This is a genomic window from Mycobacterium sp. smrl_JER01, assembly GCF_048513595.2.
Classification (GTDB): domain Bacteria; phylum Actinomycetota; class Actinomycetes; order Mycobacteriales; family Mycobacteriaceae; genus Mycobacterium.
Window position 1 is genome coordinate 4,977,057 of record NZ_JBLXXK020000001.1, and the last position, 23,297, is coordinate 5,000,353.

General features: G+C 67.7%; 23 protein-coding genes. 6 read left to right on the forward strand and 17 right to left on the reverse strand.

Features of this window, described 5'->3' with window-relative positions; genetic code table 11:
• Window positions 1–8: 8 nt before the first annotated feature.
• Window positions 9–668, reverse strand: a complete 660-nt coding sequence (locus ACNUDN_RS23345; RefSeq protein WP_419124103.1) for an ATPase — start codon at window positions 666–668, stop codon at window positions 9–11.
• Between the two features lie 75 nt (window positions 669–743).
• Between ACNUDN_RS23345 and ACNUDN_RS23350 the strand changes: the two genes are divergently transcribed.
• Window positions 744–1,397 (forward strand): MBL fold metallo-hydrolase, encoded by a 654-nt coding sequence (locus ACNUDN_RS23350; protein ID WP_419124104.1) that lies wholly within the window; start codon window positions 744–746, stop codon window positions 1,395–1,397.
• Between the two features lie 58 nt (window positions 1,398–1,455).
• Here ACNUDN_RS23350 and ACNUDN_RS23355 read toward each other — a convergent pair whose 3' ends face one another.
• The 6 genes from ACNUDN_RS23355 to ACNUDN_RS23380 form a co-directional block, all read right to left on the reverse strand.
• The gene (locus tag ACNUDN_RS23355) at window positions 1,456–3,123 is read right to left on the reverse strand and encodes an FAD-binding dehydrogenase (protein ID WP_419124105.1); all 1,668 of its coding nucleotides are present in this window, start codon (window positions 3,121–3,123) and stop codon (window positions 1,456–1,458) included.
• Between the two features lie 26 nt (window positions 3,124–3,149).
• Entirely contained in the window at window positions 3,150–3,854 is a 705-nt protein-coding gene (locus ACNUDN_RS23360; RefSeq protein WP_419124106.1) for a DUF2334 domain-containing protein, read from the reverse strand.
• A gap of 67 nt (window positions 3,855–3,921) precedes the next feature.
• Window positions 3,922–4,419, reverse strand: coding sequence for a glutathione peroxidase (locus ACNUDN_RS23365; RefSeq protein WP_419124107.1), 498 nt, complete (start codon window positions 4,417–4,419; stop codon window positions 3,922–3,924).
• Window positions 4,416–4,994, reverse strand: a complete 579-nt coding sequence (locus tag ACNUDN_RS23370) for a TetR/AcrR family transcriptional regulator (RefSeq protein ID WP_419124108.1) — start codon at window positions 4,992–4,994, stop codon at window positions 4,416–4,418. The genes ACNUDN_RS23365 and ACNUDN_RS23370 overlap by 4 nt, the downstream gene beginning before the upstream one ends.
• A 56-nt stretch (window positions 4,995–5,050) precedes the next feature.
• Window positions 5,051–7,186, reverse strand: a complete 2,136-nt coding sequence (locus ACNUDN_RS23375) for a S9 family peptidase (protein ID WP_419124109.1) — start codon at window positions 7,184–7,186, stop codon at window positions 5,051–5,053.
• Window positions 7,183–8,088, reverse strand: coding sequence for a phosphoribosylaminoimidazolesuccinocarboxamide synthase (locus ACNUDN_RS23380; protein WP_419124110.1), 906 nt, complete (start codon window positions 8,086–8,088; stop codon window positions 7,183–7,185). The genes ACNUDN_RS23375 and ACNUDN_RS23380 overlap by 4 nt, the downstream gene beginning before the upstream one ends.
• A 52-nt stretch (window positions 8,089–8,140) precedes the next feature.
• Between ACNUDN_RS23380 and ACNUDN_RS23385 the strand changes: the two genes are divergently transcribed.
• The gene (locus ACNUDN_RS23385; RefSeq protein WP_419124111.1) at window positions 8,141–8,773 is read left to right on the forward strand and encodes a hypothetical protein; all 633 of its coding nucleotides are present in this window, start codon (window positions 8,141–8,143) and stop codon (window positions 8,771–8,773) included.
• Between the two features lie 11 nt (window positions 8,774–8,784).
• Here the strand turns inward: ACNUDN_RS23385 and ACNUDN_RS23390 are convergent, their stop codons facing one another.
• The 4 genes from ACNUDN_RS23390 to purB are packed head-to-tail and all read right to left on the reverse strand — an operon-like array spanning window position 8,785 to window position 12,528.
• Window positions 8,785–9,267, reverse strand: coding sequence for a DinB family protein (locus ACNUDN_RS23390; protein WP_419124112.1), 483 nt, complete (start codon window positions 9,265–9,267; stop codon window positions 8,785–8,787).
• Between the two features lie 17 nt (window positions 9,268–9,284).
• Window positions 9,285–9,857 carry a DUF1707 SHOCT-like domain-containing protein gene (locus tag ACNUDN_RS23395; protein WP_419124113.1) on the reverse strand — a complete coding sequence of 191 codons (573 nt, stop codon included), beginning with the start codon at window positions 9,855–9,857 and terminating at the stop codon, window positions 9,285–9,287.
• An 11-nt stretch (window positions 9,858–9,868) separates the two neighbouring features.
• Window positions 9,869–11,110 carry a cytochrome P450 gene (locus ACNUDN_RS23400; RefSeq protein WP_419124114.1) on the reverse strand — a complete coding sequence of 414 codons (1,242 nt, stop codon included), beginning with the start codon at window positions 11,108–11,110 and terminating at the stop codon, window positions 9,869–9,871.
• Window positions 11,110–12,528, reverse strand: coding sequence for an adenylosuccinate lyase (purB, locus tag ACNUDN_RS23405; protein WP_419124115.1), 1,419 nt, complete (start codon window positions 12,526–12,528; stop codon window positions 11,110–11,112). Before purB ends, ACNUDN_RS23400 begins: the two co-directional genes overlap by 1 nt.
• Window positions 12,529–12,560: 32 nt before the next feature.
• Here purB and relZ point away from each other — a divergent pair, with 32 nt between their 5' ends.
• Window positions 12,561–14,282: a bifunctional ribonuclease/(p)ppGpp synthase gene (gene relZ / locus ACNUDN_RS23410; RefSeq protein WP_419124116.1), complete on the forward strand. Its 1,722-nt coding sequence runs from the start codon at window positions 12,561–12,563 to the stop codon at window positions 14,280–14,282.
• Here relZ and ACNUDN_RS23415 read toward each other — a convergent pair.
• Both ACNUDN_RS23415 and ACNUDN_RS23420 read right to left on the reverse strand, forming a co-directional pair.
• Window positions 14,279–15,718, reverse strand: a complete 1,440-nt coding sequence (locus tag ACNUDN_RS23415; RefSeq protein ID WP_419124117.1) for an APC family permease — start codon at window positions 15,716–15,718, stop codon at window positions 14,279–14,281. The two genes, relZ and ACNUDN_RS23415, sit on opposite strands and share 4 nt — an antisense overlap.
• Before the next feature lie 121 nt (window positions 15,719–15,839).
• Window positions 15,840–16,439 carry a TetR/AcrR family transcriptional regulator gene (locus ACNUDN_RS23420; RefSeq protein WP_419124118.1) on the reverse strand — a complete coding sequence of 200 codons (600 nt, stop codon included), beginning with the start codon at window positions 16,437–16,439 and terminating at the stop codon, window positions 15,840–15,842.
• Between the two features lie 104 nt (window positions 16,440–16,543).
• Between ACNUDN_RS23420 and ACNUDN_RS23425 the strand changes: the two genes are divergently transcribed.
• Window positions 16,544–17,374, forward strand: a complete 831-nt coding sequence (locus tag ACNUDN_RS23425; protein ID WP_419124119.1) for an alpha/beta hydrolase — start codon at window positions 16,544–16,546, stop codon at window positions 17,372–17,374.
• 25 nt (window positions 17,375–17,399) lie between these two features.
• Here the strand turns inward: ACNUDN_RS23425 and purD are convergent, their stop codons facing one another.
• A complete protein-coding gene (purD, locus tag ACNUDN_RS23430; RefSeq protein WP_419124120.1) occupies window positions 17,400–18,668 on the reverse strand; it encodes a phosphoribosylamine--glycine ligase in 1,269 nt (422 codons plus the stop codon).
• Between the two features lie 117 nt (window positions 18,669–18,785).
• Between purD and ACNUDN_RS23435 the strand changes: the two genes are divergently transcribed.
• Together ACNUDN_RS23435 and ACNUDN_RS23440 are read left to right on the forward strand one after the other, a co-directional pair.
• Complete coding sequence (locus ACNUDN_RS23435; protein ID WP_419124121.1) at window positions 18,786–20,018, forward strand: cytochrome P450; 1,233 nt, start codon at window positions 18,786–18,788, stop codon at window positions 20,016–20,018.
• A 106-nt stretch (window positions 20,019–20,124) separates the two neighbouring features.
• Window positions 20,125–20,718: a TetR/AcrR family transcriptional regulator gene (locus ACNUDN_RS23440; protein ID WP_419124122.1), complete on the forward strand. Its 594-nt coding sequence runs from the start codon at window positions 20,125–20,127 to the stop codon at window positions 20,716–20,718.
• Window positions 20,719–20,726: 8 nt separating this feature from the next.
• Here ACNUDN_RS23440 and ACNUDN_RS23445 read toward each other — a convergent pair whose 3' ends face one another.
• Genes ACNUDN_RS23445 through ACNUDN_RS23455 form a run of 3 tightly spaced genes read right to left on the reverse strand, consistent with a single transcriptional unit; the run spans window position 20,727 to window position 23,269 of the window.
• A complete protein-coding gene (locus tag ACNUDN_RS23445; RefSeq protein WP_419125278.1) occupies window positions 20,727–21,953 on the reverse strand; it encodes a hypothetical protein in 1,227 nt (408 codons plus the stop codon).
• A complete protein-coding gene (locus tag ACNUDN_RS23450; RefSeq protein WP_419124123.1) occupies window positions 21,943–22,401 on the reverse strand; it encodes a carboxymuconolactone decarboxylase family protein in 459 nt (152 codons plus the stop codon). Before ACNUDN_RS23450 ends, ACNUDN_RS23445 begins: the two co-directional genes overlap by 11 nt.
• Window positions 22,391–23,269 (reverse strand): NAD(P)-dependent oxidoreductase, encoded by an 879-nt coding sequence (locus ACNUDN_RS23455; protein WP_419124124.1) that lies wholly within the window; start codon window positions 23,267–23,269, stop codon window positions 22,391–22,393. Before ACNUDN_RS23455 ends, ACNUDN_RS23450 begins: the two co-directional genes overlap by 11 nt.
• Between the last annotated feature and the right edge of the window lie 28 nt (window positions 23,270–23,297).

Genomic DNA, 23,297 nt, shown 5'->3' on the forward strand with positions numbered 1-23,297 from the left:
GCCTCGTGTCACCGGCACGAGCCCAGGTAGGCCGCACACAGCGGAAACGCCATCGCATCGAGCACCGCTGTGTCGGACGCCACGCCGCGCCACTCCACGGCGGGCGGCGAACTCGACCACAGGGTCAGCTCCACCAGGGAGCTGCTGGCCGGGTCCACGAGCAGGTAGGAACGCATGACGCGGCGGCCACCGTCGCTGATCACGGCCACCAGGTCCATGGCGGTGCTGGTGGTGATCGACGGGGACACCTCCGGCGCGGTCAGCTGGCACGCCGCCAGTGCCATCCGTGCCCATTCCAGCGTCTGCAGCGCGGTCCGCCCGCCGGTGACGGTGTCACCGCGCCAGTGCAGTACCTGCGCGTGCAGATTCCAGTGTCCGGGCGGGCTGTCGACGCGGGCCTGGGCTGCGACGGCGTAGTCGCGCGGATCGGCGTCCCGGCCGGGACTGGCGCACCACTGTTCGAACGCGAAGCGTGGTGTGCTCGCCGGTGCCGCGACCGATGCCGGCTGCGGCCAGCGGTAGACCGGAAACAGCGGGACCGAACCGGCCTCGATCCACGCCGAGTCGGGGATCACATCGCAGACCGGCGGGCAGACCCCCGGCGCCGCTCGACCCAACCCGGGCGTGAACGCAAGACCGGACAACACCCCGGCCACAACCACTGTCACAGCCACTGCCAGTGCCGACACCACACGTGCGTACACCTACACCCCCACCTGGCCCCTGACCGCAACAATATAGGCATGCAGCTCACACATTTCGGTCATTCCTGCCTACTGGCGAGCTTCGACGACGGCGCCGGCGGGCAGACCACGGTGCTGTTCGATCCGGGCAACTTCTCGCACGGCTTCGAGGGGATCACGGGGCTGGACGCGATCCTGATCACCCATCAGCATCCCGACCACGCCGATACCGCGCGGCTGCCCGGCCTGGTCGAGGCCAATCCGCAGGCCGCCCTGTACGCCGACCCGCAGACCGCGGCTCAGCTCGGCGGGTCCTGGCAGGCCGTCAACGTCGGCGACCAGGTGGCGATCGGGCACCTCACGGTGCGCGGCGCCGGCGGCACCCACGCGGTCATCCATCCCGAGATCCCCGTCATCGACAACATCTCCTATCTCGTCGGCGACGGCGAGCATCCTGCCCGTCTCATGCACCCCGGCGATGCGTTGTTCGTTCCCGGTGAACCGGTCGACGTGCTGGCCACCCCGGCGGCCGCACCGTGGCTGAAGATCTCCGAGGCGGTGGATTATCTGCGTGCCGTCGCACCGAGCCACGCGGTGCCGATTCACCAGGCGATCATCGACCCGGTCGGCCGCCCGATCTTCTACGGCCGACTCACCGAGATGACCGATACCGACTTCCGCATCCTCGAACAGGAGTCGGCCACCGGCTTCTAACGGGGATCCGGCGCGCTCACGCACCGCCGGTGTCACCTCGCGCGGTGAATCCGCCCGGTCAGCCGACCGCGCCGGCGGCAGCGCGGCCCGCGGCCCGCCCGGAAAACACGCATCCGCCGAGAAAGGTGCCCTCCAGCGAGCGGTAACCGTGCACCCCGCCACCGCCGAACCCGGCGGCCTCCCCCGCGGCGTAAAGTCCCGGCAAGATCGTGCCGTCGCCCCGCAACACCCGCGAGTCGAGATCGGTGTGCAGGCCGCCCAACGACTTTCGGGTCAGGATGTGCAGTTTGACCGCGATCAGCGGACCGGCCTTCGGATCGGTCAACCGGTGCGGTGCCACCACCCGGCTGAGCCGGTCGGGCAGGTAGGCACGCGCGGCGCGGATCGCGGTGATCTGACCGTCCTTGGTGAAGCGATTGCTCACCTCGCGATCGCGTGCGGTGACCTCGGCTTCCACGACGTCGAAGTCAAGCGGCACCACATCGGGGATGCCGTTCATCTTGGTCACCAGCTCACGCAATGTGGTCGCAGAGACGAAGTCGACGCCCTTGTCCACGAAGGCATGCACCGGTGCGGGACCCTTGCGGCCGCGCTCGAGCACCCCGCGAATGCTGCGGCCGGTGAGGTCGGGGTTCTGCTCCTGGCCCGAAAGCCCGAATTCCTTGGCGATGATCCGCGAGTTCAACAGGTACCACGTGTAGTCCTGACCGGTTTGGGCGATGTACTCCAGGGTGCCGAGTGTGTCGAAACCCGGGTACAGCGGCACCGGTAGTCGCTGACCGTGGGCGTCGAGCCACAGCGACGACGGTCCCGGCAGGATGCGGATGCCGTGGCGCGGCCAGATCGGGTCGTAGTTGGTGATCCCCTCGGTGTAGTGCCACATCCGGTCACTGTTGATCACGTCGGCGCCGGCAGTCGCCGAGATCTCCAGCATCCGGCCGTCCACATGGGCGGGCACTCCGCTGAGAAGTTGTTCGGGCACCCGGCCCATCCGTTTGGGCCAGTACTTGCGTACCAGGTCGTGGTTGCCTCCGATACCGCCGCTGGCCACGATGACCGCCTGCGCCCGGAATTCGAAGTCCTCGACCACGTTTCGCGACGACTCCGCGCCGCGCGGCGCGGACGACGGCTCCAGCACCGATCCCCGCACGCCGACCACCGTGCCGCCCTCGACGATCAGTCCGTCCACCCGGTGCCGATATGCGAATCGCACCCCGGGCGCACCCACGACCCGGCGCGCGAAGATGTCGACCAGGGCGGGCCCGGTCCCCCAGGTGATATGGAACCGCGGCACCGAGTTGCCGTGGCCGTTGGCGCCGTAACCACCACGTTCGGCCCAGCCCACCAGGGGAAACGTCTCCAGGCCGAGGTCGCGCAGCCAACTGCGCTTCTCGCCTGCGGCGAAGTCGACGTAGGCGTGCGCCCACTGCCGGGGCCAGTGGTCCTCGGGTCGGTCGAAGGCGGCCGACCCGAGCCAGTCCTGCAGCGCGAGTTCGTAGCTGTCCCGGATGCCCATCCGCCGCTGTTCGGGGCTGTCGACGAAGAACAGCCCGCCGAAGGACCAGAAGGCCTGACCGCCGATGTTGGCCTCGTTCTCCTGGTCGACGATCAGCACCCGCCGGCCGCGTTGCACCAGTTCGCCCGCCGCGACCAGACCCGCCAATCCGGCACCCACCACGATCACGTCGGCGGCACGCGTGCCGGCGCCAGAGGAGACATCAGCCATGACGTCAATGTATCGAGCGGATGGCCCTATGCGGCGTCAGTCAGCGCAGGTTGGGGTCGCCATTCGTACACCGTCGGCGCGCAGGAGTGCAGGAGCGCCAAGTCGACGGCATCGAGCATGGCCTGGCGCGGCCCCGGCCGGCGCAGGTGGCGGGCCGCCACCGCAACCCGCACGACGCCTTGTCTGCGCGCGGTGCGCTCGGCGGCCAACACCAGGGTGCGGCACCACCACGGTTCGGCCAGGAAACCTTCGCCGATGCCGAGCACGCGTGCGCGCACCGTCTGCCTGCGGACCAGATCCGTCATCCCGGACAGACCGGCCACGAATCGGAACCCGTTGCGGGGCAAGGCTGTCAATGCGCCCTGGGATACGTTCCAGCCCGGCGCGGCGAACAACCGGGTGCGTAGTCCGAGATGTTCCATGACCCGGTCAGCGGCCATCAGCCGCAGGTTCGCCTCATGCGCCTGCAGCGTCGCGAACTCACCTCGCCGCTGTTTGGTGGCGGCTTCGTCGTACCCGTGGAGAACCACAGCGTCACCGTTGGCGCGCCGGTCGCCGAGCCACTCGACAGTGGGTATGTCGTGGTCGAGCCGGTAACCACCTTTGAGGCGCGGGGCCACCAGAAACGACGCGGGCACGCCGCGTTCGTCGAGGTCACTCCGGAACGCTACGACGTCGGCCAGGGTGCGCTCACTGACACCGGAGATGGAGACGATCAGCTGTCCTGCCACACTCGCAGTGTCGCAACATCAGATGTCGCGAAGGTGGACGACACGGCGCACGCAGGTGTCGGTTGGGCTATCGCGGCACGACGGTTTCGATCGCCGCGATCACCGCGGCGTCGTCGGGAGCGGTGCGCGGGCGGAACCGCTTGACGACACGTCCGTCGGGGGCGATCAAGAACTTCTCGAAGTTCCACTGCACGTCACCGGCTTCGCCCGAATCGTCGGCGGTACGGGTCAGCGCGGCGTAGAGCGGGTGCCGACCGGGGCCGTTGACCTCGACTTTCTCCAGCAGCGGGAATGTCACGCCGTAGTTGGTGGAGCAGAACGTGCGAATCTCCTCGGCGGTGCCGGGTTCCTGGCCCATGAACTGGTTGCAGGGCACCCCGATCACGGTCAGTCCGCGCCCGCCGTAATCCTTGGCGAGTTGCTCAAGCGCGGTGTACTGCGGTGTCAGGCCACACTTGGAGGCGACGTTCACCACCAACGCCGCGCCGTCGGCCAACTCGGCCAACGTGGTGGCGCGACCATCGAGTGTCGTCACGGCGATTTCGGTGAGCGGGGTGTCGGTCATGGCGGGCACGTTACCGGTCCGCTGCCGAACAGCATGCCGGCGACGCGGCCCACCGTGGCCACCGGGTCACCGGTGGTGTCCACCGCCCCGTTGAGCCACAGCAGCGAGAAGCCGTGCACCAGCGACCACGCGGCCAGCGCAGCGGCCTGCGGATCCTCCACGGCCCGCGGGTCGTCCAATGTCCCTACGCCGGCGGACAATTCGGAGGCCGCCGCGGTTTGGGCCTCGACCAGCGCCGGGTCGTCGGCGTGGTGGAGGGACTTGTCGAACATCACCTCGTAGTGACCGGGGTTGGCGAGGGCGAACCGCACGTAGGCCAGCGCGGCGTCGAGAAACTCGGGCCGCGCCTGACCGAGTTCGGTAGCGAGCATCCGGAACCCTTCGGCAGCGAGCGCGGTGAACAATCCGCGGCGATCGGTGAAGTGGTGCGCGGGTGCCGCGTGTGAGACCCCAGCGGCGCGCGCCAACTCGCGCAGCGAGACTCCGTCGGCGCCGCGTTCGGCCACCAGATCGGCAGCGCAGGCCAGGATCGTCGCTTTGAGATCACCGTGGTGGTAGGTGCCCCTGCTCCTCATCGCGCCATCATAGCCACCCAATCTTGACAGTGCCTAGATTCCATCCTGTCGGTGCTTCACGCGCCGCGATGGTCGGCCTGGGCGGCGTCCAGCAGCCAGGCGTACTGAAACGCGGTCTCCTTCCAGCGCTCATACCGCCCGCTGATGCCGCCATGTCCGGCGTTCATCTCGGTCTTGAGCAGAACCCTGGCGCCATCGCGGACCGGATCGGTCTGCGCATGCCGCAGTGCGGCAACCCATTTCGCCGGCTCGACGTAATACACCCTGGTGTCGTTCAGCGAAGTCATCGCCAGAATGGCCGGGTAATCCTTCGACTCGACGTTCTCGTAGGGCGAGTAGGATTTCATGTAGTGGTAGACGTCGGCGTCCTCGAGCGGATTGCCCCACTCGTCCCATTCGGTGACGGTCAGCGGCAGCGACGGATCCAGGATCGTGGTCAACGGATCGACAAAGGGCACCGTGGCCAGGATCCCGGCGAACAGGTCGGGAGCCATATTGGCCACCGCGCCCATCAGCAGGCCACCGGCGCTACCGCCGTAGGCCACCATGTTCTCCGGTCGGGTTACGTCGGTCCCGACGAGATGACTTGCCACCGCGATGAAATCGGTGAAGGTGTTGCGCTTCTCCAGCAGCTTCCCGTGCTCGTACCAGGGCCGGCCGAGCTCGCCACCGCCGCGCACATGGGCGACTGCGAAGATCATCCCGCGGTCGAGCAGCGACAGCCGTGCGATCGAGAACCGCGGATCCTCACAGGCTTCGTAGGCGCCGTACCCGTACAGCAGCACCGGCGCCGGGTGCCGCAGCCCAGCCCGGTGGATGATCGAGATCGGCACCCGCGCACCGTCGGAAGCCACCGCCCAGTCGCGCCGTTCGACGTAGTCCTCGGGACGGTAGTCGCCCAGCACAGGCTGTTCGCGCAACAGGGTGCGCTCACCGGTGCTCAGGTCCAGATCGTAGATGCGCACCGGGGTGACGAATGACGTGGCGCCGATCCGCAGCTTGGGTGCACTCCAGTTCGGATTGGCCGACAGACCCACCGACATCAGTTCGGAGTCGAACGAGATGTCTTGCGCGCGGCCGTATCCGGTGTCGTCGACCGGCCACAGCTGGATGCGGGGCAACGCGTCCTTACGGTAGCTCAGCACCAGGTGCCGGTCGAAGGCGTCCACCGAATCCAGCCGGACGTCGGCGCGGTGTTCGATCAGCGTCCGGACGGCCGTCGGGTCGGTGACCGGTGCCTCGACCAGGGTGAAGTTCTCCGCTCCTTCGTTGTGCAGGATCAGGAACCGGTCCTGGCCGCCGACAACGATGTGGTCGACGGAGTACTCGATCGAGTCGCGGCGCGGCCACACTGTGGTGAACTCGGCCTGCGGATCTGTCGCGTCGGCGTACCGCAGCTCCGATGTCACGGCGCTGCCCGCCGCGATGATCACGTACTTGTTGCTGCGGGTGCGGCCGACCGCGACCCAGAACCGCTCGTCGGGCTCGTAGTAGACGCGTTCGGCAGGCAGGCCGGCGCCGAGCCGGTGGCGCCATACCGTGTCCGGGCGCCACGCGTCATCGACGGTGACGTAGTAGACGGTGCGGTTGTCGGCGGCCCAGGTGGCACCCGCCCCGATGCCGGCGATCTCGTCGTCGAAGCGCTCGCCGGTTCGTAGATCCTTGAACCGCAGCGTGTACCGCTCGTCACCCCTGACGTCGACCGAGTAGGCCAGGACGTTGCCGTCAACGCTGACCGTGGCGGCGCCCAGCGAGAAGAACTCGTGCCCTTCGGCTTCGACGTTCTCGTCGAGGAGCACCTGCTCGCCCGGGATGTCGGTGTTCTCGTCGAGCTGCGGTGGCGTCCAATCGTCGGGATCGGCGACAGGGCAGCGGCACTGCACGCCGTACTGCTTGCCCTGGAAGCTGCGGCCGTAATACCACCAGTCACCGCGGCGGGTGGGCACCGACAGGTCGGTTTCCTTGGTGCGGGCCTTGATCTCGTCGAAGATCTGCTGCCGCAACGGCGCCAGCCCCCCGGTGACGTGCTCGGTGTAGGCGTTCTCGGCCTCGAGGTAGTCGACGACGTCGGTGCTGGACTTGTCGCGCAGCCACTCGTAGGGGTCGACGAAGATGTCGCCGTGGTGTTCGCGTCGCATGTCGACCCGCTGAGCAACGGGAGGCCGTGGTCCGGCGGCGGCGTCGGGCTTCATGCTGCTGCTCCGATCCAGTCGTCGAAGCCTAGACCCGAAATACGTTCGTAGGCTTCGATGTAACGTTGCCGGGTAGCATCGACGATGTCCGGCGGCAACGGCGGCGGCGGTTGGTCACCGTGGCGGTCCCAGCCGGAATCGGGGCCGGTGAGCCAGTTGCGGACGAACTGCTTGTCGAAGCTGTTCTGCACTCGGCCTTCGTGGTAGTCCTCGGCGCGCCAATACCGCGACGAGTCCGGGGTGAACACCTCGTCGGCGAGGGTCAGCCTGCCGTGTGCGTCGACACCGAATTCGAACTTGGTGTCGGCGACGATGATCCCCTTGGTCAGCGCGTGCGCGGCACCCTGACTGTAGGTGCGCAAGGTGAGGTCGCGCAGTTCGTCGGCGCGCTCGGCTCCGATCAGTTCGCTGACGTCGTCGAAGGTGATGTTCACATCGTGCTCGCCCAGGTCGGCCTTGGTAGCCGGGGTGAACAACGGCTCGTCAAACTTGCTGGCCTCCATCAGGCCGGCGGGCAGCGCGATCCCGCACACCGTTCCATTCCGTTGATAGTCGAGCAGGCCTGATCCGGTGAGGTAGCCCCGGGCCACCGCCTCGACCGGCAGCATCTCCAGGGTTTGCACCAGGAGTGCCCGGCCCAGCACCGCATCGGGAATCCGCGGATCGTCGGGCGGCCCGGCGAGGTGGTTGCGGACCCCGGCTACGCGGTCGAGGTAGTCGAAGAAGAACACGCTCATCGCGGTGAGCACCCGCCCCTTGTCCGGGATCTGCGATTCCAGGATGTGGTCGTAGGCCGAAATGCGATCCGTCGCGACGAACAACAGGTGCCCGTCGTCGACGCGGTAGAGCTCACGGACCTTACCGCTGGCCAGGTGCTGGTAGTCGGACAGAGCGGGACGCATCGGGTCAGCCTATCGGGCCGCCAGAGACCGCCCGTGTGCTGTGATCGATCACATGAGATCTCGGTGGATCCCGTACGCCACGACTCCCGGGCGGCTGTTATGGCAGCTGATCAGCGACATCGTGGTGATCACCTGGACCGTCGTCTGGGTGTGGGTGGGTGTCGCGGTGCATTCGGCGGTGGCGACGATCGCCGAATTCGGCTATCAGGTGGAGAGCGGGGCCAACGGGGTGGCGGGAAACCTCGATTCGGCCGGACAGAGTGCCAGTGACGTCCCGCTGATCGGTGGAGCGCTCGGCGGCCCGTTGACCGCCGCCGGGGACGCCGCGCGCGAGATCGCCGGGGCGGGACAGAACCTGGGTGTGACGGCGAGCTGGCTGGCGTGGCTGCTCGCGCTGGCTGTCGCCGCCCCACCGATCCTGGCGTTGATGATGCCGTGGCTGTTCTTGCGGGTACGTTTCTTCCGCCGCAAGTGGACGGTGGTGACGCTCGCCTCCACGGCGGCCGGCGAGCAACTGCTGGCCCTGCGGGCGCTGGCCAACCGCCCGCTGCCCAAGCTCGCCGCGATCAGCACCGACCCGGTCGGGGCCTGGCGCAATCAGGATCCGGTTGCAATCCGCGGACTGGCGGCTCTCGAACTGCGCTCCGCGGGTATCCGGGCGAAGGCGATCACGCGGGCGCAGTGACCCGTGGCGGCTCAGCGGCCAGCTGCTCCGTCGATCTGCTCGCGCAGGATGTCGAGGTGGCCGGCGTGCCGCGCGGTTTCCTCGATCATGTGCGTCAGTGCCCAGCGCATGGAGGGCGGGTCGCCCGCCCGGGCCGGACGCGCGCACGGCTGGGCCAGGTCCACACACGCGGCGATCGCCTCGTTCGCTCTGGCCACGGCGTCGCGGTAGTCGGCGCTCACCGAGGCGACCGTCTGATCGGCGGTCGCCGTGAAGGTGGCCGGCCAGTCTGCGTCCTGCCCGAGGAACATGAAACGCTCGACGTGGGCGAGGTGGTTGACCAAGCCCAGGCAGTTGGTTCCCGACGGCACGCCGGGCGTTCGCACGTCCGGTTCGGGGGCACCCTCGAGCTTGAGCTGTACGCAGTGCCGTAGGTACTCGAGAAACCCGACCAGCACTTCTTTCTCGCAGCCTCCGGTGCTCGGCGGCCGATTGTCACGCCTCTTCGAGCCCATGGGTTCTCCCGGTCCGCTCAGCCGAACATCCGCCGCAGGCCCGTCCCGAACGGGTGCCGGGCGGTCACCGACCCGAAGCGCACCCGGCCCGCGACGACGACGTGCAGTTGCCGCGACGCGGGACTCGTCGTCACCTTCAGCGTCGTCGACGACCCGACGTTGGTCACACCGTTGAGATCCGCGGTCGCGCCATCGGGCAACACCAGAACGGTCGAGCTGAGGTAGTCGTCGATATCGATGTGCACCACCGGACCCGGCAGCACTGCCGAGGTGAAATCCAGCGTCGTGGAACACATTCGGGTGCGCAACTGCAGCCGGGCTGGGACCGTCCACTGACCTTTACGCGAGATGCTGGACATCCAGCTACTCAGCACCTCGGGCGGCGCAGGCGCGGGCAGCCGGCGGACGTGGGGCAGATCGGCGATCACGGTGTCGAGTTCGCCGCGGGTTCGGGCTCCCAGCACGACGTCCACTCGCTCGGTGTACTCGTCCAGCGTCAGCATGCCCTGCCCGACCGCGTGCTCGAGAATCTTCGTCACCGCCGCGCGATCGGCATCGGATGCCCTGAAGTCTGGATGTCCGGAGTCCATGTGGCTCGAGCTTAGGCTGCGGCGTTCAGCTCGACCACCAGGTGCCTGATGCCGGTGTGCCGATTGCTGCGGGCCCACTCCACCGGTCGGGCGAGCTCGACGCCACGGTAGCGACGCAAGATCTCCTCGAAGATCACCCGCAGCTCCAACCGAGCCAGGTTGGCTCCCAGGCAGTAGTGCACGCCCTGTCCGAAACCCAAGTGTGGGTTGGGTTTACGAGTGATGTCGAAGCTGTCCGGGTTCGCGAACACCGAGTCGTCGCGGTTGGCCGAGCCCTCCCACACCAGGACCTTCTGACCGGGCTCGATGGTGTGTCCGCCCAGATCGGCGCGCCGGGTGGCGGTGCGCCGTTTCGACGGTGACGGCGACGTCCAGCGCACCATCTCCTCGATGGCCGTCGGCAACAGCTGGGGATCCGCGCGCAGCGCCCGGTACACATCGGGGCGCTCGATCAGTGCGAGCAGACCGCCGGCAATGGCGTTGCGGGTGGTTTCCGCGCCGGCGCTGAACAGCAGGTTGAAGAAAAGGTAGCTCTCGACGTCGGAGAGTTCCGGGTCCGCGGAGTTCACAACCACCGAGAGCATGTCGTCGCCCGGAGCGGCGCGCTTGGCCGCAATGAGCTCCTGGCCGTAGCCGTACATCCGCGAGCCGGCCTCCTCGACCGACAGCCGAGCGATGGACGCCTTGCGCGCCCCGCCGAAGTCGAAGCTCGGCTCGATCGCCTGGAACAGCCAATGCCGTTCGGACTCAGGCACTCCCAGTAGGATGCAGATCATCTGCATCGGCACTTCGGCGGCGATATCGGTGAGGAAGTCACACGGCACCCCGGCCTCGACCGCGTCCAGCAGACGTCCGGCCCGCTCCCGTAGATCCTCCTCGACACGGCGGATCATCCGCGGCGTCAGACCGGAGCTGACCAGCCGGCGCACCGCGGCATGCCGTGGATCGTCCATCATGTTGAGCAGCTGACCCGCAATCGGCAGGTCCTGTAGCAGGGTGCCACCGAAAGGACGCTCACCGCCTGTCACCGACGAATAGGTCTCCGGATCGCGGAACACCGCCATGGTCTCGGCGTAGGTCGCGACCGACCAGAACCCTTCCCCGTCGGGGGTGTTCTCGGTGGGTTCATGCCAGAACACCGGCGCGTGCTCGCGGTGCAACGCGAAGAGGTGGTGCGGGAAGCCGGACGCGAAATTGTCCAGATCGGTCAGATCGACTCCGGACAACGCTGCCGCCGGACCGGCCGGCCGCATCACAGGATCGCGCCGGAGGTGTAGGCGGCGGCGTCGGGGTACCGCGCGACCAGATCCTCGACGGCGGCGACGACGCGGTCGACCTGGTCCCCTGCCGCGCCGGTGAAGGCCTGCTTGTCGGCCAGCGCCGAGTCCAGGGCGGCGCGGTCCAGCGGCAGCCGCGGGTCGGCGGCCAGCCGTTCCAGCAGGTTGGGTTCGGCGCCCTTCTCCCGCATCGCCAGCGCCACGGCGACGGCATGCTCCTTGATGACCTCGTGGGCGGTCTCGCGTCCGACGCCGGCGCGCACGGCGGCGATGAGAATCCTGGTGGTGGCCAGGAACGGCAGATAGCGATCGAGTTCACGCTGGATCACCGCGGGGTAGGCGCCGAACTCGTCGAGGACGGTCAGGAATGTCTCGGTCTGCCCGTCGAGCGCGAAGAACGCGTCCGGCAGCGCCACGCGGCGCACCACCGAGCAGAACACGTCACCTTCGTTCCACTGGGCACCGGCGAGCTCGGCCGCCATCGAGGCGTAGCCGCGCAGCACCACCTGCAGGCCGTTGACCCGCTCGCACGAGCGGGTGTTCATCTTGTGCGGCATCGCCGACGAACCGACCTGCCCCGGTGCGAAGCCCTCGGTGACCAGCTCGTGGCCGGCCATCAACCGGATGGTGTGCGCCAACGACGACGGTCCGGCGCCCACCTGCACCAACGCGGAGACCACGTCGTGGTCGAGCGAACGGGGATACACCTGGCCGACGCTGGTGAACATGTCGGCGAATCCCAGATAGGCCGCGACTCGGGTCTCCAGCTCGGCGAGCCGCTCGGTGTTCCCGTCGAACAGGTCGAGCATGTCCTGGGAGGTCCCCATCGGGCCCTTGATACCCCGCAGGGGGTAGCGGTCGATGAGTTCACGGACCCGCTGCAGCGCCACCAGCAGCTCTTCGGCCGCCGAGGCGAACCGCTTGCCCAGGGTGGTGGCCTGGGCGGCGACGTTGTGGCTGCGGCCGGCCATCACCAGGTCGCGGTAGAGCGCCGCCCGTTCGGCCAGCCGCGCGACGACGGCAACCCCGCGCGCGTGCACCAGCTCCAGCGATCGGCGGATCTGCAGCTGCTCGACGTTCTCGGTGAGATCCCGGCTGGTCATGCCCTTGTGCACATGTTCGTGCCCGGCCAGCGCGTTGAACTCCTCGATGCGGGCCTTCACATCGTGGCGCAGCACCCGCTCCCGCGCGGCGATCGAGGCCAGATCCACGTTCTCCAGCACCCGCTCGTAGTCGGCAAGCACCCCGTCGGGCACGGTCACACCGAGTTCCGCCTGGGCTTTCAGCACCGCCAGCCACAATCGCCGTTCCTCGACGATCTTCGCTTCCGGTGACCAGATGGCCACCATCTCCTCGCTGGCGTAGCGGTGGGCCAGGACGTTGGGGATACTCACGGGCGAACAGTTTATTAGGCACAGTAGGGGCCATGAATTTCGTCGGGCTCGACCTCGCCTGGGGTGAGAAGAACCAGACCGGTGTCGCGGTGGTCGACACCGACGGCCGGCTACTTCACATCGGGGCGGCGCACGACGATGACAGCATCGCCGCGGCGGTCGCCCCGTTCGTCGGCGACGAGTGTCTGGTCGCGATCGACGCCCCGCTGATCGTGAAGAACCCGACCGGACATCGGCCGGCCGAGGCGCAGTTCAACCGTGATTTCCAGCGTTTCGAGGCGGGCGCCCGGCCGGCGTTCACCGACCGCCCCGAGTTTAAGCAGCCTCGGGCCGGCCGGATCGCGGCACGGCTCGGACTCGACATGGATCCGTCCTCGGCGTCCCCGCGGCGGGCGATCGAGGTGTACCCGCACCCGGCGACGGTCGTGCTGTTCGAACTCGAGAAGACCGTGAAGTACAAGCGGGGGCCGTTCGAGGACCGGCAGCGTGAGTTGCTCCGACTGATGACGCTCATCGAGGGCCTCGACGATGCCACCCCACGGCTACGCGTGAACCGCAGCGCCGGGTGGGTGGAACTGCGCAAGCGGGTGGAGGCCGCCACCAAGCCCAGCCACCTGGACCGCGACGAGGACCCGGTGGACGCCGTCCTGTGCGCCTACATCGGGTTGTACTGGTACCACCGGCCCCAGGACGTGACGATCTACGGCGATGTCGCGTCCGGCTACATTCTCACCCCCACCCTGCCGTCGGCCCGGAAGCAGAAGAACCCCCGGGCGCGCCGGACGTCCTCGTCGTCGCCGGCTCCCTCGCCCGCTGTGGCCGAGTACGAATCCCGCAGGCCGGCGCTGGTCTCGGCGACGGACCACTACCTCGGGCTGGTCACCGGGCTCCTCGACGAGGCGGGTATCAACTATCTGTCCGTCACGGCGCGCACCAAGACCGTCGAGTCGTTCGCGGCGAAGGCGGACCGCCGGGGAGCGGACGGCATGCCGCTGTTCCGGGAGCCGCTGGTGGAGATCACCGACCTGATCGGACTGCGTGTCATCACCTATCTCCGCGAGGACGTCACGACGGTGGCCAACCTGCTCGCCGAGGAGATGCGGCTGCTCGACGATCGTGACATGGGACTGGAGACGGCGCGCGAGGGGCGCTGGGGGTACGCCAGTCGGCATCTGCTGGTCGGGGTGGAGGGTGTGCAGCAACCGGCGTCGGTCCAGGTGCGTACCGTGCTTCAGCACGCCTGGGCGGAGTTCGAGCACGAGATCCGTTACAAGGGCTCGATACCGGCCGCCCACGCACCCGATCTGGATCGCCGGTTCACCCTGGCCGCCGGTCTGCTGGAGTTGGCCGACCGGGAGTTCTCGGCGGTCAGGGAGCGGCTGCGCACCGCGACGCCGGAGGTCACCGAGACCACCGACGAACCGCGGATCCCGACCGCGGTGCTGGCCACCTACCTCGGCAACCGGTTCCCCGACGCCGGATGGTCGCGGACCGACCACTATTCGTGGATCGCCGGACTGCTGCTGGACCTCGGCATCGACTCGATCGACGACCTGGACACGCTGCTGGGCGGTATCGACACCGACGCGGTCAACACCGCGATGGACTACCGTTACCCGGCCGGTGCGGTGCGCCGGCTCGATGACGCCCTGCTGGCCGCGTTCGGCGAGAAGTACGTGATGCTGGAGGGCAATTCCCACCGGACTGCCTTGTTGGAGAATCGCTTCCAGCGTCTCGCCGACGGGCTCGGCTAGCCCGGCCCTGCCCCCAGGTGGGTCGGATCGGTGATGTGGCCGTCGCGAATTCCCAACTGCTTGTTGATCATCTGCGTGATGAAGAACAGCACGATGCCGATCACGACGAGCCCGCCGGCGACGATGTACTGCTGGGCGGGCCGGCCGGAGAACGGCAGCACCAGGTAGAGGGAGACGACGAAGCCGATGACGGGCAGCGCGGTCGGCGTCCGGAAATGCCCGCCCGCGGCCTGCACATCGCGTCGCAGCACCAGAACGGCCACATTGACGACCGCGAACACCGTGAGCAGCAGCAGGCTGGTGGTCCCGCCCAGGATGGATATCGCGTTGCTGCTGGCCACGGTCGACACGTAGGCGATCAGTCCGAACGCGATCAGCGTGGTGAAGATGATCGCGATCCACGGTGAGCGCCGCGTTGGATGGACGGTGCCGAGCACGGGCGGGAGCACATGCTGGCGGGCCATCCCGTAGATGAGGCGACTGGCCATCAGCATGTTGATCAGCGCGGTGTTCGACACCGCGAACATCGTCATGAACGGCAGGATGGCGTCGATCGGAAGACCCGGGGCGCCGGCCCTGACGACCTCGACGAGCGGGGTGTCGCTGGCCTCCAGCTGACCGACCGGCACCAGCGCCACCGCGACGATGGAAACGAGGATGTAGACGATGCCGGCAATGGACAACCCCGACAACAGGATCTTCGGGAAGGTCCTGACGGGATCCTTGGTCTCCTCGGCCATGTTCACCGAGTCTTCGAAACCGACCATCGCGAAGAACGCCAACGAGGTCGCGGCGGTGATCGCCAGGAAGGTGTTCTTGTCCTCGGCGGTCTCGAACGCCACCACCCGGCTGAAGTCGACGTCACCACCCCCGGTGAACGCCCACAGGCCGACGAGGATGACGATGAGCAGGCCGGTGATCTCGACGATGGTCAGGACGACGTTGAGTTTGACGCTTTCGCCGACGCCGCGGTAATTGATCGCCGCCAGCGCCGCCATGAAGACCAGGGCCAGGATCAGCACCCCAGCCTTGGGTGCGTCCTGCACTCCCACCCCGGTGAAGAAATTGGCCGCGAACGCTCTGGAAGCCGTTGACGCCGAGGTGATCCCGGAGCACATCACGATGAAAGCCACCAGGAAGGTGATGAAGTGGATTCCGAAAGCCTTGTGCGCGTACAACGCGGCGCCGGCGGCCTGCGGGTACTTGGTGACCAGCTCCAGGTAACTGAACGCGGTGATCGTCGCGACCGCGAAGGCGACGAGGAACGGCAACCAGGCCGCCCCACCGACCTCGCCTGCGACGTCACCGACCAGTGCGTAGACACCGGTGCCGAGGATGTCCCCGACGACGAACAGCAGCAGCAGGCCCGGCCCCATCACCCGCCTGAGTTCCGGTTGTTGCTCCGAAGTGCCCGAATTGGCCCCCGATTCCGACATCACGCCCTCCCCACCGATCCGGTCGAGTCATCCATCATCATCCAGCGCGCCGAATAATGCAGTGTCAACGTGGTAATCCGCGCCACCGCCCGGATTGACCATCTTCGGGGAAAAGCAAACGCTAATTGAACGGCGCCAGCACGTCGATGACATCGATCAGTGTCGCCCTCGCCGTCGCGCGAGGCCCGTCACCGTCACCGACCAACGCCGCGACCACCGCGCCGTCCACCGCGCACACCAGCGCCGTGACCAATTCGGCGCGTACTGAACGGCCCGACCGTTCGACCACCTCGACGACCGCTTCGCTGCGCTGCCGCAGGATGCGCCGCTGGATGTCGCGAAGACCGGGCTGTCGCGCGCAGGCGATGTAGCGCTCGTACCGCGAGATCATCTGCTCGGTGACGCGCTCGGGGTTATCTCCGACGAGCAGGTCCACCAGAATGTCGGCCGTCGATTCGGCGCCCCGGCGACGTCGCGACAAGGTCGCCACCCGATGCCACAACTGCTCGCTCTCGCGTGCGCCCACGTACTCGACGGCTTTGGCGATCAGATCGTCCAGCGAAGAAAAGTAGTACGTCGTCGACGCCAGCGGCAGCCCGGCTCGGCGCGCGACGGCACGATGCCGCACAGCGTCGAAGCCACCTTCACAGAGCAGGTCGGCAGCAGCGCTGACCAGCGCATACCGTCGACGTTCTCCTTTGGGAGTGACTGCTGCCGTCACCTAGAGGATCCTGCCAGTCACAGGCAATCGGCATCGGACTTTCGGCGAATCCCCAGCTTTACCGGGACTGTCGGGCGAAGCCGGGCGGGCATGGCGCCGATGGCATGATAACGCGCATGCCGACCCTCTCCCGCCGGGCCATGCTGACACTGGGGCTGCACACCGGCCTGGCCGCCGCCGGGGCCTCGATGCTCGGCGTCGCAACGGCCGCGGCGGCGCCTCCGGCGCCGACCTACGCCACCGGTTCGTTCGTCTCAGCGGCCCGCGGTGGGGTCACCAGCACTTGGGTGGTGGCCCGTCCCCCGGGCCAGACGGCACCGCTGCGGCCGGTGATCCTGTTGCACGGCAAGGATTCTTCGGCCCACACCGTGATGTCGATGGGCGTCGAGCAGTTTTTGGCCGACGCGGTGCGGGCCGGCCTGCCGCCGTTCGCGATCGCCGCGGTCGACGGCGGCAACGGCTACTGGCACCGGCGCGCCTCGGGGGATGACTCGGCAGCGATGGTGCTCGGGGAGTTCCTGCCACTGTTGGGCGACGAGGGGCTGGACACCTCGCGGGTGGCCTTCCTCGGGTGGTCCATGGGCGGGTACGGCGCGATGCTGCTGGGCTCCCGGCTCGGCGCTGCCCGCACCGCCGCGATCTGCGCGGTCAGCCCCGCGCTGTGGACCTCACCGGGCGCCGCAGCCCCGGGGGCGTTCGACGACGCCGCCGATTACCAGGCCAACAGCGTGTGGGGCTTGTCGGAACTCGACGGGATACCCCTCCGCATCGACTGCGGCTACGACGACCCGTTCGCGGCGGCCACCGAGCAGTTCATCGCCCAACTTCCGGCGCCGCCGGCGGGCGGCTTCTCCCCCGGCGGACACAATTCGGCGTTCTGGTCATCGCAGCTGACCGCGGAGCTGAGCTGGACGGCACCGCTGCTGACTGCGTGATCGCTCGGGGTCGGGGTTCGCCGCCCTAGAGCGAGATCCGGCCCTCCGCGGCCGCCAGCCCGATATCGTGCCGGAAGTGGCTGCCGGGCAACCGGATCGCCGTCATGGTCGCGTAGGCGGCGGCTCGGGCGGCCACCAGATCGGTACCGGTACCCACGACCGAGAGCACCCGGCCACCCGAGGACACCAGGCTGCCGTCCTCACGACGCGCGGTCCCGGCGTGCAGGACTCCGTCGGCGTCCGCACCGTGGATCACATCACCCACGCGGGGACGGCCCGGATAGTTCTCCGCCGCCAGCACCACTGCGACGGCAGCGCCGTCCTGCCATTGCAGCGGCGGCCGATGGGCCAGTCGACCGGTCGCGGCAGCGTGGAGCAGTTGACCCAGCGGCGATTCCAGCAGCGCGAGCACGGCCTGGGTTTCCGGGTCACCGAAGCGGCAGTTGAACTCCACCACCGCAGGACCCCGGGAGGTCATCGCAAGCCCCGCATAGAGCAACCCTGAGAACGTGCTCCCGCGCCGGACAAGTTCGACCGCAACGGGTTTGACGATCTCGTCGACGATCTGACCGGTCGTCTCCGCGGGCAACCACGGCAGAGGTGTGTAGGCACCCATACCGCCGGTGTTGGGCCCGCTGTCGTCGTCGCCCACCCGCTTGAAATCCTGGGCCGGAAGCAGTGGCACCACGGTCTCGCCGTCCACGACGCAGAACAGCGACACTTCGGGCCCGTCGAGGAACGACTCCAGCAGCACGGGATGCCCGGCGTCGAGCAGGCCGGCCGCGTGCGCGCGGGCAGCTGAGCGGTCGGTCGTGACGACCACGCCCTTACCCGCGGCCAGGCCGTCGTCCTTGACCACCCAGGCGGACTGGCCTGCGGGCGGCCCGAAGCGGTCCAGCGCTGCGTCGAGGTGAGCCGGGTTGTCGACGATCTCACTGCCCGCGGTCCGCACCCCGGCCGCGCTCATCACGTCTTTGGCGAACGCCTTGGAACCCTCGATGCGCGCCGCATCCTTGCTCGGTCCGAAACAGGCGATGCCGGCGGCGCGGACGGCGTCGGCGACACCCAGCACCAGGGGTACCTCGGGGCCGATGACGACGAGATCCGCACCGAGGCGGCGGGCCAGCGCGGTGACGGCCTCTCCCGACGTCACATCGACGTCGTACTGATCTGCCAGCGCCGCGGTCCCCGCGTTGCCGGGCGCCACCGACAGCGCGTCGACCTCAGGGTCTCGGCGCAGCGCGAGCAGCAGCGCGTGTTCACGGGCTCCGGATCCGATTACCAGGACGTGCACAGGTGCCCACCCTAATGCCATCTGCGCGCTGCGCCCCATCCCATTGGCCATACACAGTCCCAATTCGGTGTATGGTCGGGAAAAAGTGCCGCCCGTCACATCAGGAAGGCGAATGCCATGACCTCGACCCAGCGCTGCCCGCTACTCCCCCAGGGATACGACTTCACCGACCCTGACGTGCTGGTCAAAGGCATCCCTGTGACGGAGTTCGCCGAACTGCGCAAGACCGCGCCGGTGTGGTGGAACGAGCAGGCCGAGTCGATCTTCGACGACGGGGGCTACTGGGTGATCTCCCGCCACGAGGACGTCAAGGCCATCTCCCGCAACAGCGCGCAGTGGTCGACGAACGCCAAAGGCGCGGTGATGCGGTTACCCGAGGGCGTCACCGCCGAGCAACTCGACCTGACCAAGGCCTTGTTGATCAACCACGACGCCCCCGAGCACACCCGCCTGCGCAAGATCGTCTCCCGATTGTTCACCCCGCGCGCGATCGCAGGGATGGAGAGCAAGCTGGCTGACGCGGCCCGTGAGATCGTCCGCGCCGCCGCGCACAAGGACGGCGGGAACTTCGTCGACGACATCGCGATGACGCTGCCGCTGCTGGCCATCGCCGATCTCATCGGGGTTCCCGAAGCCGACCGCGAGAGGCTGTTCCATTGGACGAACGCGATCATGAACACCGACGATCCCGACTTCGACTCGGATCCGACGACGGCCAACGCCGAGTTGATGGGTTACGCCTACAACATGGCCGAGGAGCGGCGGCGCTGCCCGGCCGACGACATCGTTACCCGGCTCATCCAGGCCGATATCGACGGCGAATCGCTGGGAGAGGTCGAGTTCGCGTTCTTCGTGATCCTGCTCGCGGTGGCCGGCAACGAGACCACCCGTAACGCGATGACACACGGCATGAACGCGTTCTTCGACAATCCAGAGCAGTGGGAGCTGTTCAAACGCGAACGACCAGAGACCGCTGTCGACGAGATCATCCGATGGGCCACCCCGGTGCACTGCTTCCAGCGCACCGCGCTCGAAGACGTGGAATTGGGCGGCGTGACGATCTCCGCCGGACAGCGCGCCGGGCTGTTCTACAGTTCGGCGAACTTCGACGAGGCGGTGTTCGAGGACCCCTTCAGCTTCGACATCCTTCGAGATCCCAACCCGCACCTGGCCTTCGGCGGCAACGGCGCCCACTTCTGCATCGGGGCCAACCTGGCACGCATGGAGATCAAGCTGATGTTCAACGAGCTTGCCGACCAGATCCCCGACATCGCGAAGGTGGCCGAGCCACAGCGATTGCGCTCCGGGTGGATCAACGGCGTGAAGGACCTCCCAGTCGCCTACCGTTAGCCTCGCGGTCTGCGTTGAGGCTGCGCCCACGGCGGAGAAGTTCGAGTGACGCCCGCCGTGGGCGCAGTCTCAACCGGCGCTTCGGGCGGTGGCCTAAAGTGCGTTCGTGCGCACCCACGGTTGGTCCGGGGCCAAACCGGCCTCCGACGAAGAGGCGGTCGCCCGAATTCTCGACGCCGCGGGCAAGGCCATCGAGGAACGCGGTGCCGATTTCAGCATCTCCGACGTGGCGCGAACCGTCGGCGTCACCCGTCAAACCGTGTACCGGTACTTCTCCAGCACGGAAGCACTGCTGGTGGCCGGCGCCGTGCATGCCGTCGACAGCTTCCTCGCACGGCTGACCGCGCATGTCGCCGGCCTTACCGATCCGTGCGACGCGGTCACCGAAGCCGTGGCGACCGCGCTGGAGTGGCTGCCCCGGGAGAAGTACATCGGCCTGATCATGGTGCCCGGCGGGTCTGCGCATGTGCAGTCGGTCACCTCCGACATCGCACTGCGGTTCGCGCGTGACATGGTGGGCCGGCTCGACGTCGACTGGGCCGCCGCGGGCTTCGACGAGACCGAACTGAACCAGCTCTCGGAACATCTGCTGCGCGTCATCCAGTCGTTTGTCCTCGATCCCGGAAGACCCCCACGCCCGAGCGCGGAGCTGCGTGCCTACCTACGCCGGTGGGTCGGCAACGCCATTCTGCCGCGCTGACCACCCGGCTAGACAACGGTCAGCGGCAACGATTTCCGGTCTTCGAACTCCCACGATGCTCCGCGGCTGAACTCGGTCACCTCGACCTCGGGCAACTTCTTGGCCGGGGTGTCGGTCTCGATCACCCGCACCGTCCAGTCATTCTCGGTTCCCGACAGTTCGGCCCGCAGGCGCGGGTCCACCGCGCCGACGATGGCCTGCAGCGGCAGGTCGGCGGCAGGGGTGACCAGCGAGATCCACGAACCGTCTTCGTGCGCCGGCGACGGGCGCACATGCACGAACCCAGGATCGACATCGGCCCGGACATACGCCGCTGGATTCAACAACGGGTGCAGCTCGAGCACCCGCAGCGCACCCGTGACATCCTTGGACAGGTTGAGCGCCTTGTGAATACGCTCTGCTGCGACACCGGCGATACCGATCAGCTGTTTGGTCCGGATGCTGCGGGCCAACGCCGGGTCATCCTTGGCCCTGGCTTGCACCGCCAAGGTGAACGACAGCACGAGAAGGTGCATCTGCAGACATATCTCGTCGGCGATACGGACCAGCGCCGAATGCGAGAACGCGCCGAAGTCGACGTCGGACAATAGCGGCCCCGAATAGTCGGCCCGCCCCGTGTCGTCCGGATCGATCGGGCTCAGTTCGGTGTTGTAGGCGTGGCTGGCGGCGACGATGTCGAGTTGCGGGATGAAAGCCACCTCGGGGTAGGACTCGTCGATGATCACCGTCCACGCACAGTGCGGGTGCCGGTCGGACGGTGTCCGCGGCGGTCGGTGAATCGGTCGAACCTGGCAGCGCCGGTTGGTGGCCAGGGCGGTCGCGTCGAACGTCGGATCCTCGATGTCGTGGCACATGCCGCGCACGTAATCCTCACCCATCGGTTCCACGTCGAGCAGCGCACCGCAGTGGTCGAGATGAAACTCGCCGTGCCAGCGGTCGTGGACGGTATACCGGAAATCCATGAACTGCGGCGGCGCACCGATGTCGAGCTGCAGGCCTTTGAAAATCGTGATGACGTCGACGCCCTCGTATTTGAGCGCCTTCTGCATCCGCTTCGTGTAGAGCGGGCTCGATCCCGCCCACTCTTCGATCGCGATCTGCAACATCTCCTCACGGCCGAAGCTGCTGATACACCACGCCATTCCCGATCGGTCGATGAGTTGGCCGATGAGGAGCAACTCCGGGACCAGGACGGCCAACTCCGCACGCGAGCACGCGGCATACCTACTCATCACGCTGATCATGGACCTTGCCTCCGGAGTGCATCTGCACGGCCGCGTTCACGTTCGCCTTCTTGTCCTCACCCTCACCCCGCTCGGCGGCCTTCCTACGCTGTTTGGCCACCTTGGCGACGACTCCGTCGAGCTTGGAGCCCAACGGGAATCCGAGGTAGTGGGTCAGAAAGACCGCCATCTCCTTGAGCTCTTCGACCGTCAACTCGTCGTTGGCCAGCGCCGCGTTCGTCTGGATCTCGGCCAGCTCGGAATTTCCCAGTGCGGTCACCACGGTGAGGGTCATCATCCGCTTCTCCCGCATCGACAGCCCGGGGCGGGTCCAGATGGTGCCGAACAGGTGCTCGACGGTCAGGTCGTAGAAGGGATCGCCCTGGATGTCGGGCATCTCCCAGCCATAGACCTCGTTCATCTTCTCCAGGCCCTTGCGGCGCCGCTCGTCAGTGCTCATCGGTCTGCTCCTGTGTCGTCGAGTTCGCGTGAGGCACACCGAGCCCACCGGCCAGGTCACGCAGAGCTATCTCGGCCAGCGGCAAGTCCACCCCGGTGGCTTCGCCCAGACCGAGCGCGAGCCGCAGATCCTTCTCCGCGAGCGCACGGGTGTGGACGAACATGTCGTACAGAAAATGTTCGGGCGCCAGGGGTTTCATGTCGTCACGCACCATGATCGCCCCGGGTCCGCCGCTCTGCGCGTCGCTGTGACGCACCACCCGCCCCAGCTTCTGCAGGTCGATGCCCGAAGCCTCGGCCAGGCGCATCGCCTCGCAGGCGGCGGTGAAGCCGATGAAGGTCAGCATGTTGCGGGCCAGCTTCATCCGGGTTCCCGCCCCCGGCTCACCCGCCCGGACCACCATCGACGCCCACTGCTTGAAGACCGGTTTGACCCGGGCGTAGGCGTGCTCGTCGGCACCGACCATCACGGCAAGCTCCCCTTTGCCGGCTGCACCCGCGCCACCGCTGACCGGTGCGTCGACGATGTGAAGCCCCCTCGGCCGCAACTGTTCCGCCAGCTCCGCTGCGGTATCGGGCTCGATCGTGGAGTGGATCGCGATGACAGTGCCCGGCGTGGCGTGCGCAGCCAGCTCGCCGACGACGTCGCGAACCTGCGCGTCGTCGAGCACGGTGACGCTGATGACGTCGGCGCGGGCGACATCAGCGATGCTGTCGGCCAGGCCGGCGCCCAGCTCTGCCAGCGGAGTCATCGCCTCGGCGCGGACGTCGAACACGATCAACCCACCGGGCCAGTCCACCAACCGCTTGGCCATCGGGGCACCCTGGTTCCCCAGGCCGATGTAGCCGAGCAGCACGTCCTCTGCCATCAGGATCTTCTCTTCTTCGCGCAAGCGC

Coding starts and splice junctions, on each gene's coding strand:
- ACNUDN_RS23350 (WP_419124104.1), top strand. CDS start 744: ATGCAGCTCACACATTTCGGTCATTCCTGCCTACTGGCGAGCTTCGAC.
- ACNUDN_RS23355 (WP_419124105.1), bottom strand. CDS start 3,123: ATGGCTGATGTCTCCTCTGGCGCCGGCACGCGTGCCGCCGACGTGATC.
- ACNUDN_RS23365 (WP_419124107.1), bottom strand. CDS start 4,419: ATGACCGACACCCCGCTCACCGAAATCGCCGTGACGACACTCGATGGT.
- ACNUDN_RS23370 (WP_419124108.1), bottom strand. CDS start 4,994: ATGAGGAGCAGGGGCACCTACCACCACGGTGATCTCAAAGCGACGATC.
- ACNUDN_RS23375 (WP_419124109.1), bottom strand. CDS start 7,186: ATGAAGCCCGACGCCGCCGCCGGACCACGGCCTCCCGTTGCTCAGCGG.
- ACNUDN_RS23380 (WP_419124110.1), bottom strand. CDS start 8,088: ATGCGTCCCGCTCTGTCCGACTACCAGCACCTGGCCAGCGGTAAGGTC.
- ACNUDN_RS23385 (WP_419124111.1), top strand. CDS start 8,141: ATGAGATCTCGGTGGATCCCGTACGCCACGACTCCCGGGCGGCTGTTA.
- ACNUDN_RS23390 (WP_419124112.1), bottom strand. CDS start 9,267: ATGGGCTCGAAGAGGCGTGACAATCGGCCGCCGAGCACCGGAGGCTGC.
- ACNUDN_RS23395 (WP_419124113.1), bottom strand. CDS start 9,857: ATGGACTCCGGACATCCAGACTTCAGGGCATCCGATGCCGATCGCGCG.
- ACNUDN_RS23400 (WP_419124114.1), bottom strand. CDS start 11,110: ATGCGGCCGGCCGGTCCGGCGGCAGCGTTGTCCGGAGTCGATCTGACC.
- relZ (WP_419124116.1), top strand. CDS start 12,561: ATGAATTTCGTCGGGCTCGACCTCGCCTGGGGTGAGAAGAACCAGACC.
- ACNUDN_RS23415 (WP_419124117.1), bottom strand. CDS start 15,718: ATGTCGGAATCGGGGGCCAATTCGGGCACTTCGGAGCAACAACCGGAA.
- ACNUDN_RS23425 (WP_419124119.1), top strand. CDS start 16,544: ATGATAACGCGCATGCCGACCCTCTCCCGCCGGGCCATGCTGACACTG.
- ACNUDN_RS23435 (WP_419124121.1), top strand. CDS start 18,786: ATGACCTCGACCCAGCGCTGCCCGCTACTCCCCCAGGGATACGACTTC.
- ACNUDN_RS23450 (WP_419124123.1), bottom strand. CDS start 22,401: ATGAGCACTGACGAGCGGCGCCGCAAGGGCCTGGAGAAGATGAACGAG.
- ACNUDN_RS23455 (WP_419124124.1), bottom strand. CDS start 23,269: ATGGCAGAGGACGTGCTGCTCGGCTACATCGGCCTGGGGAACCAGGGT.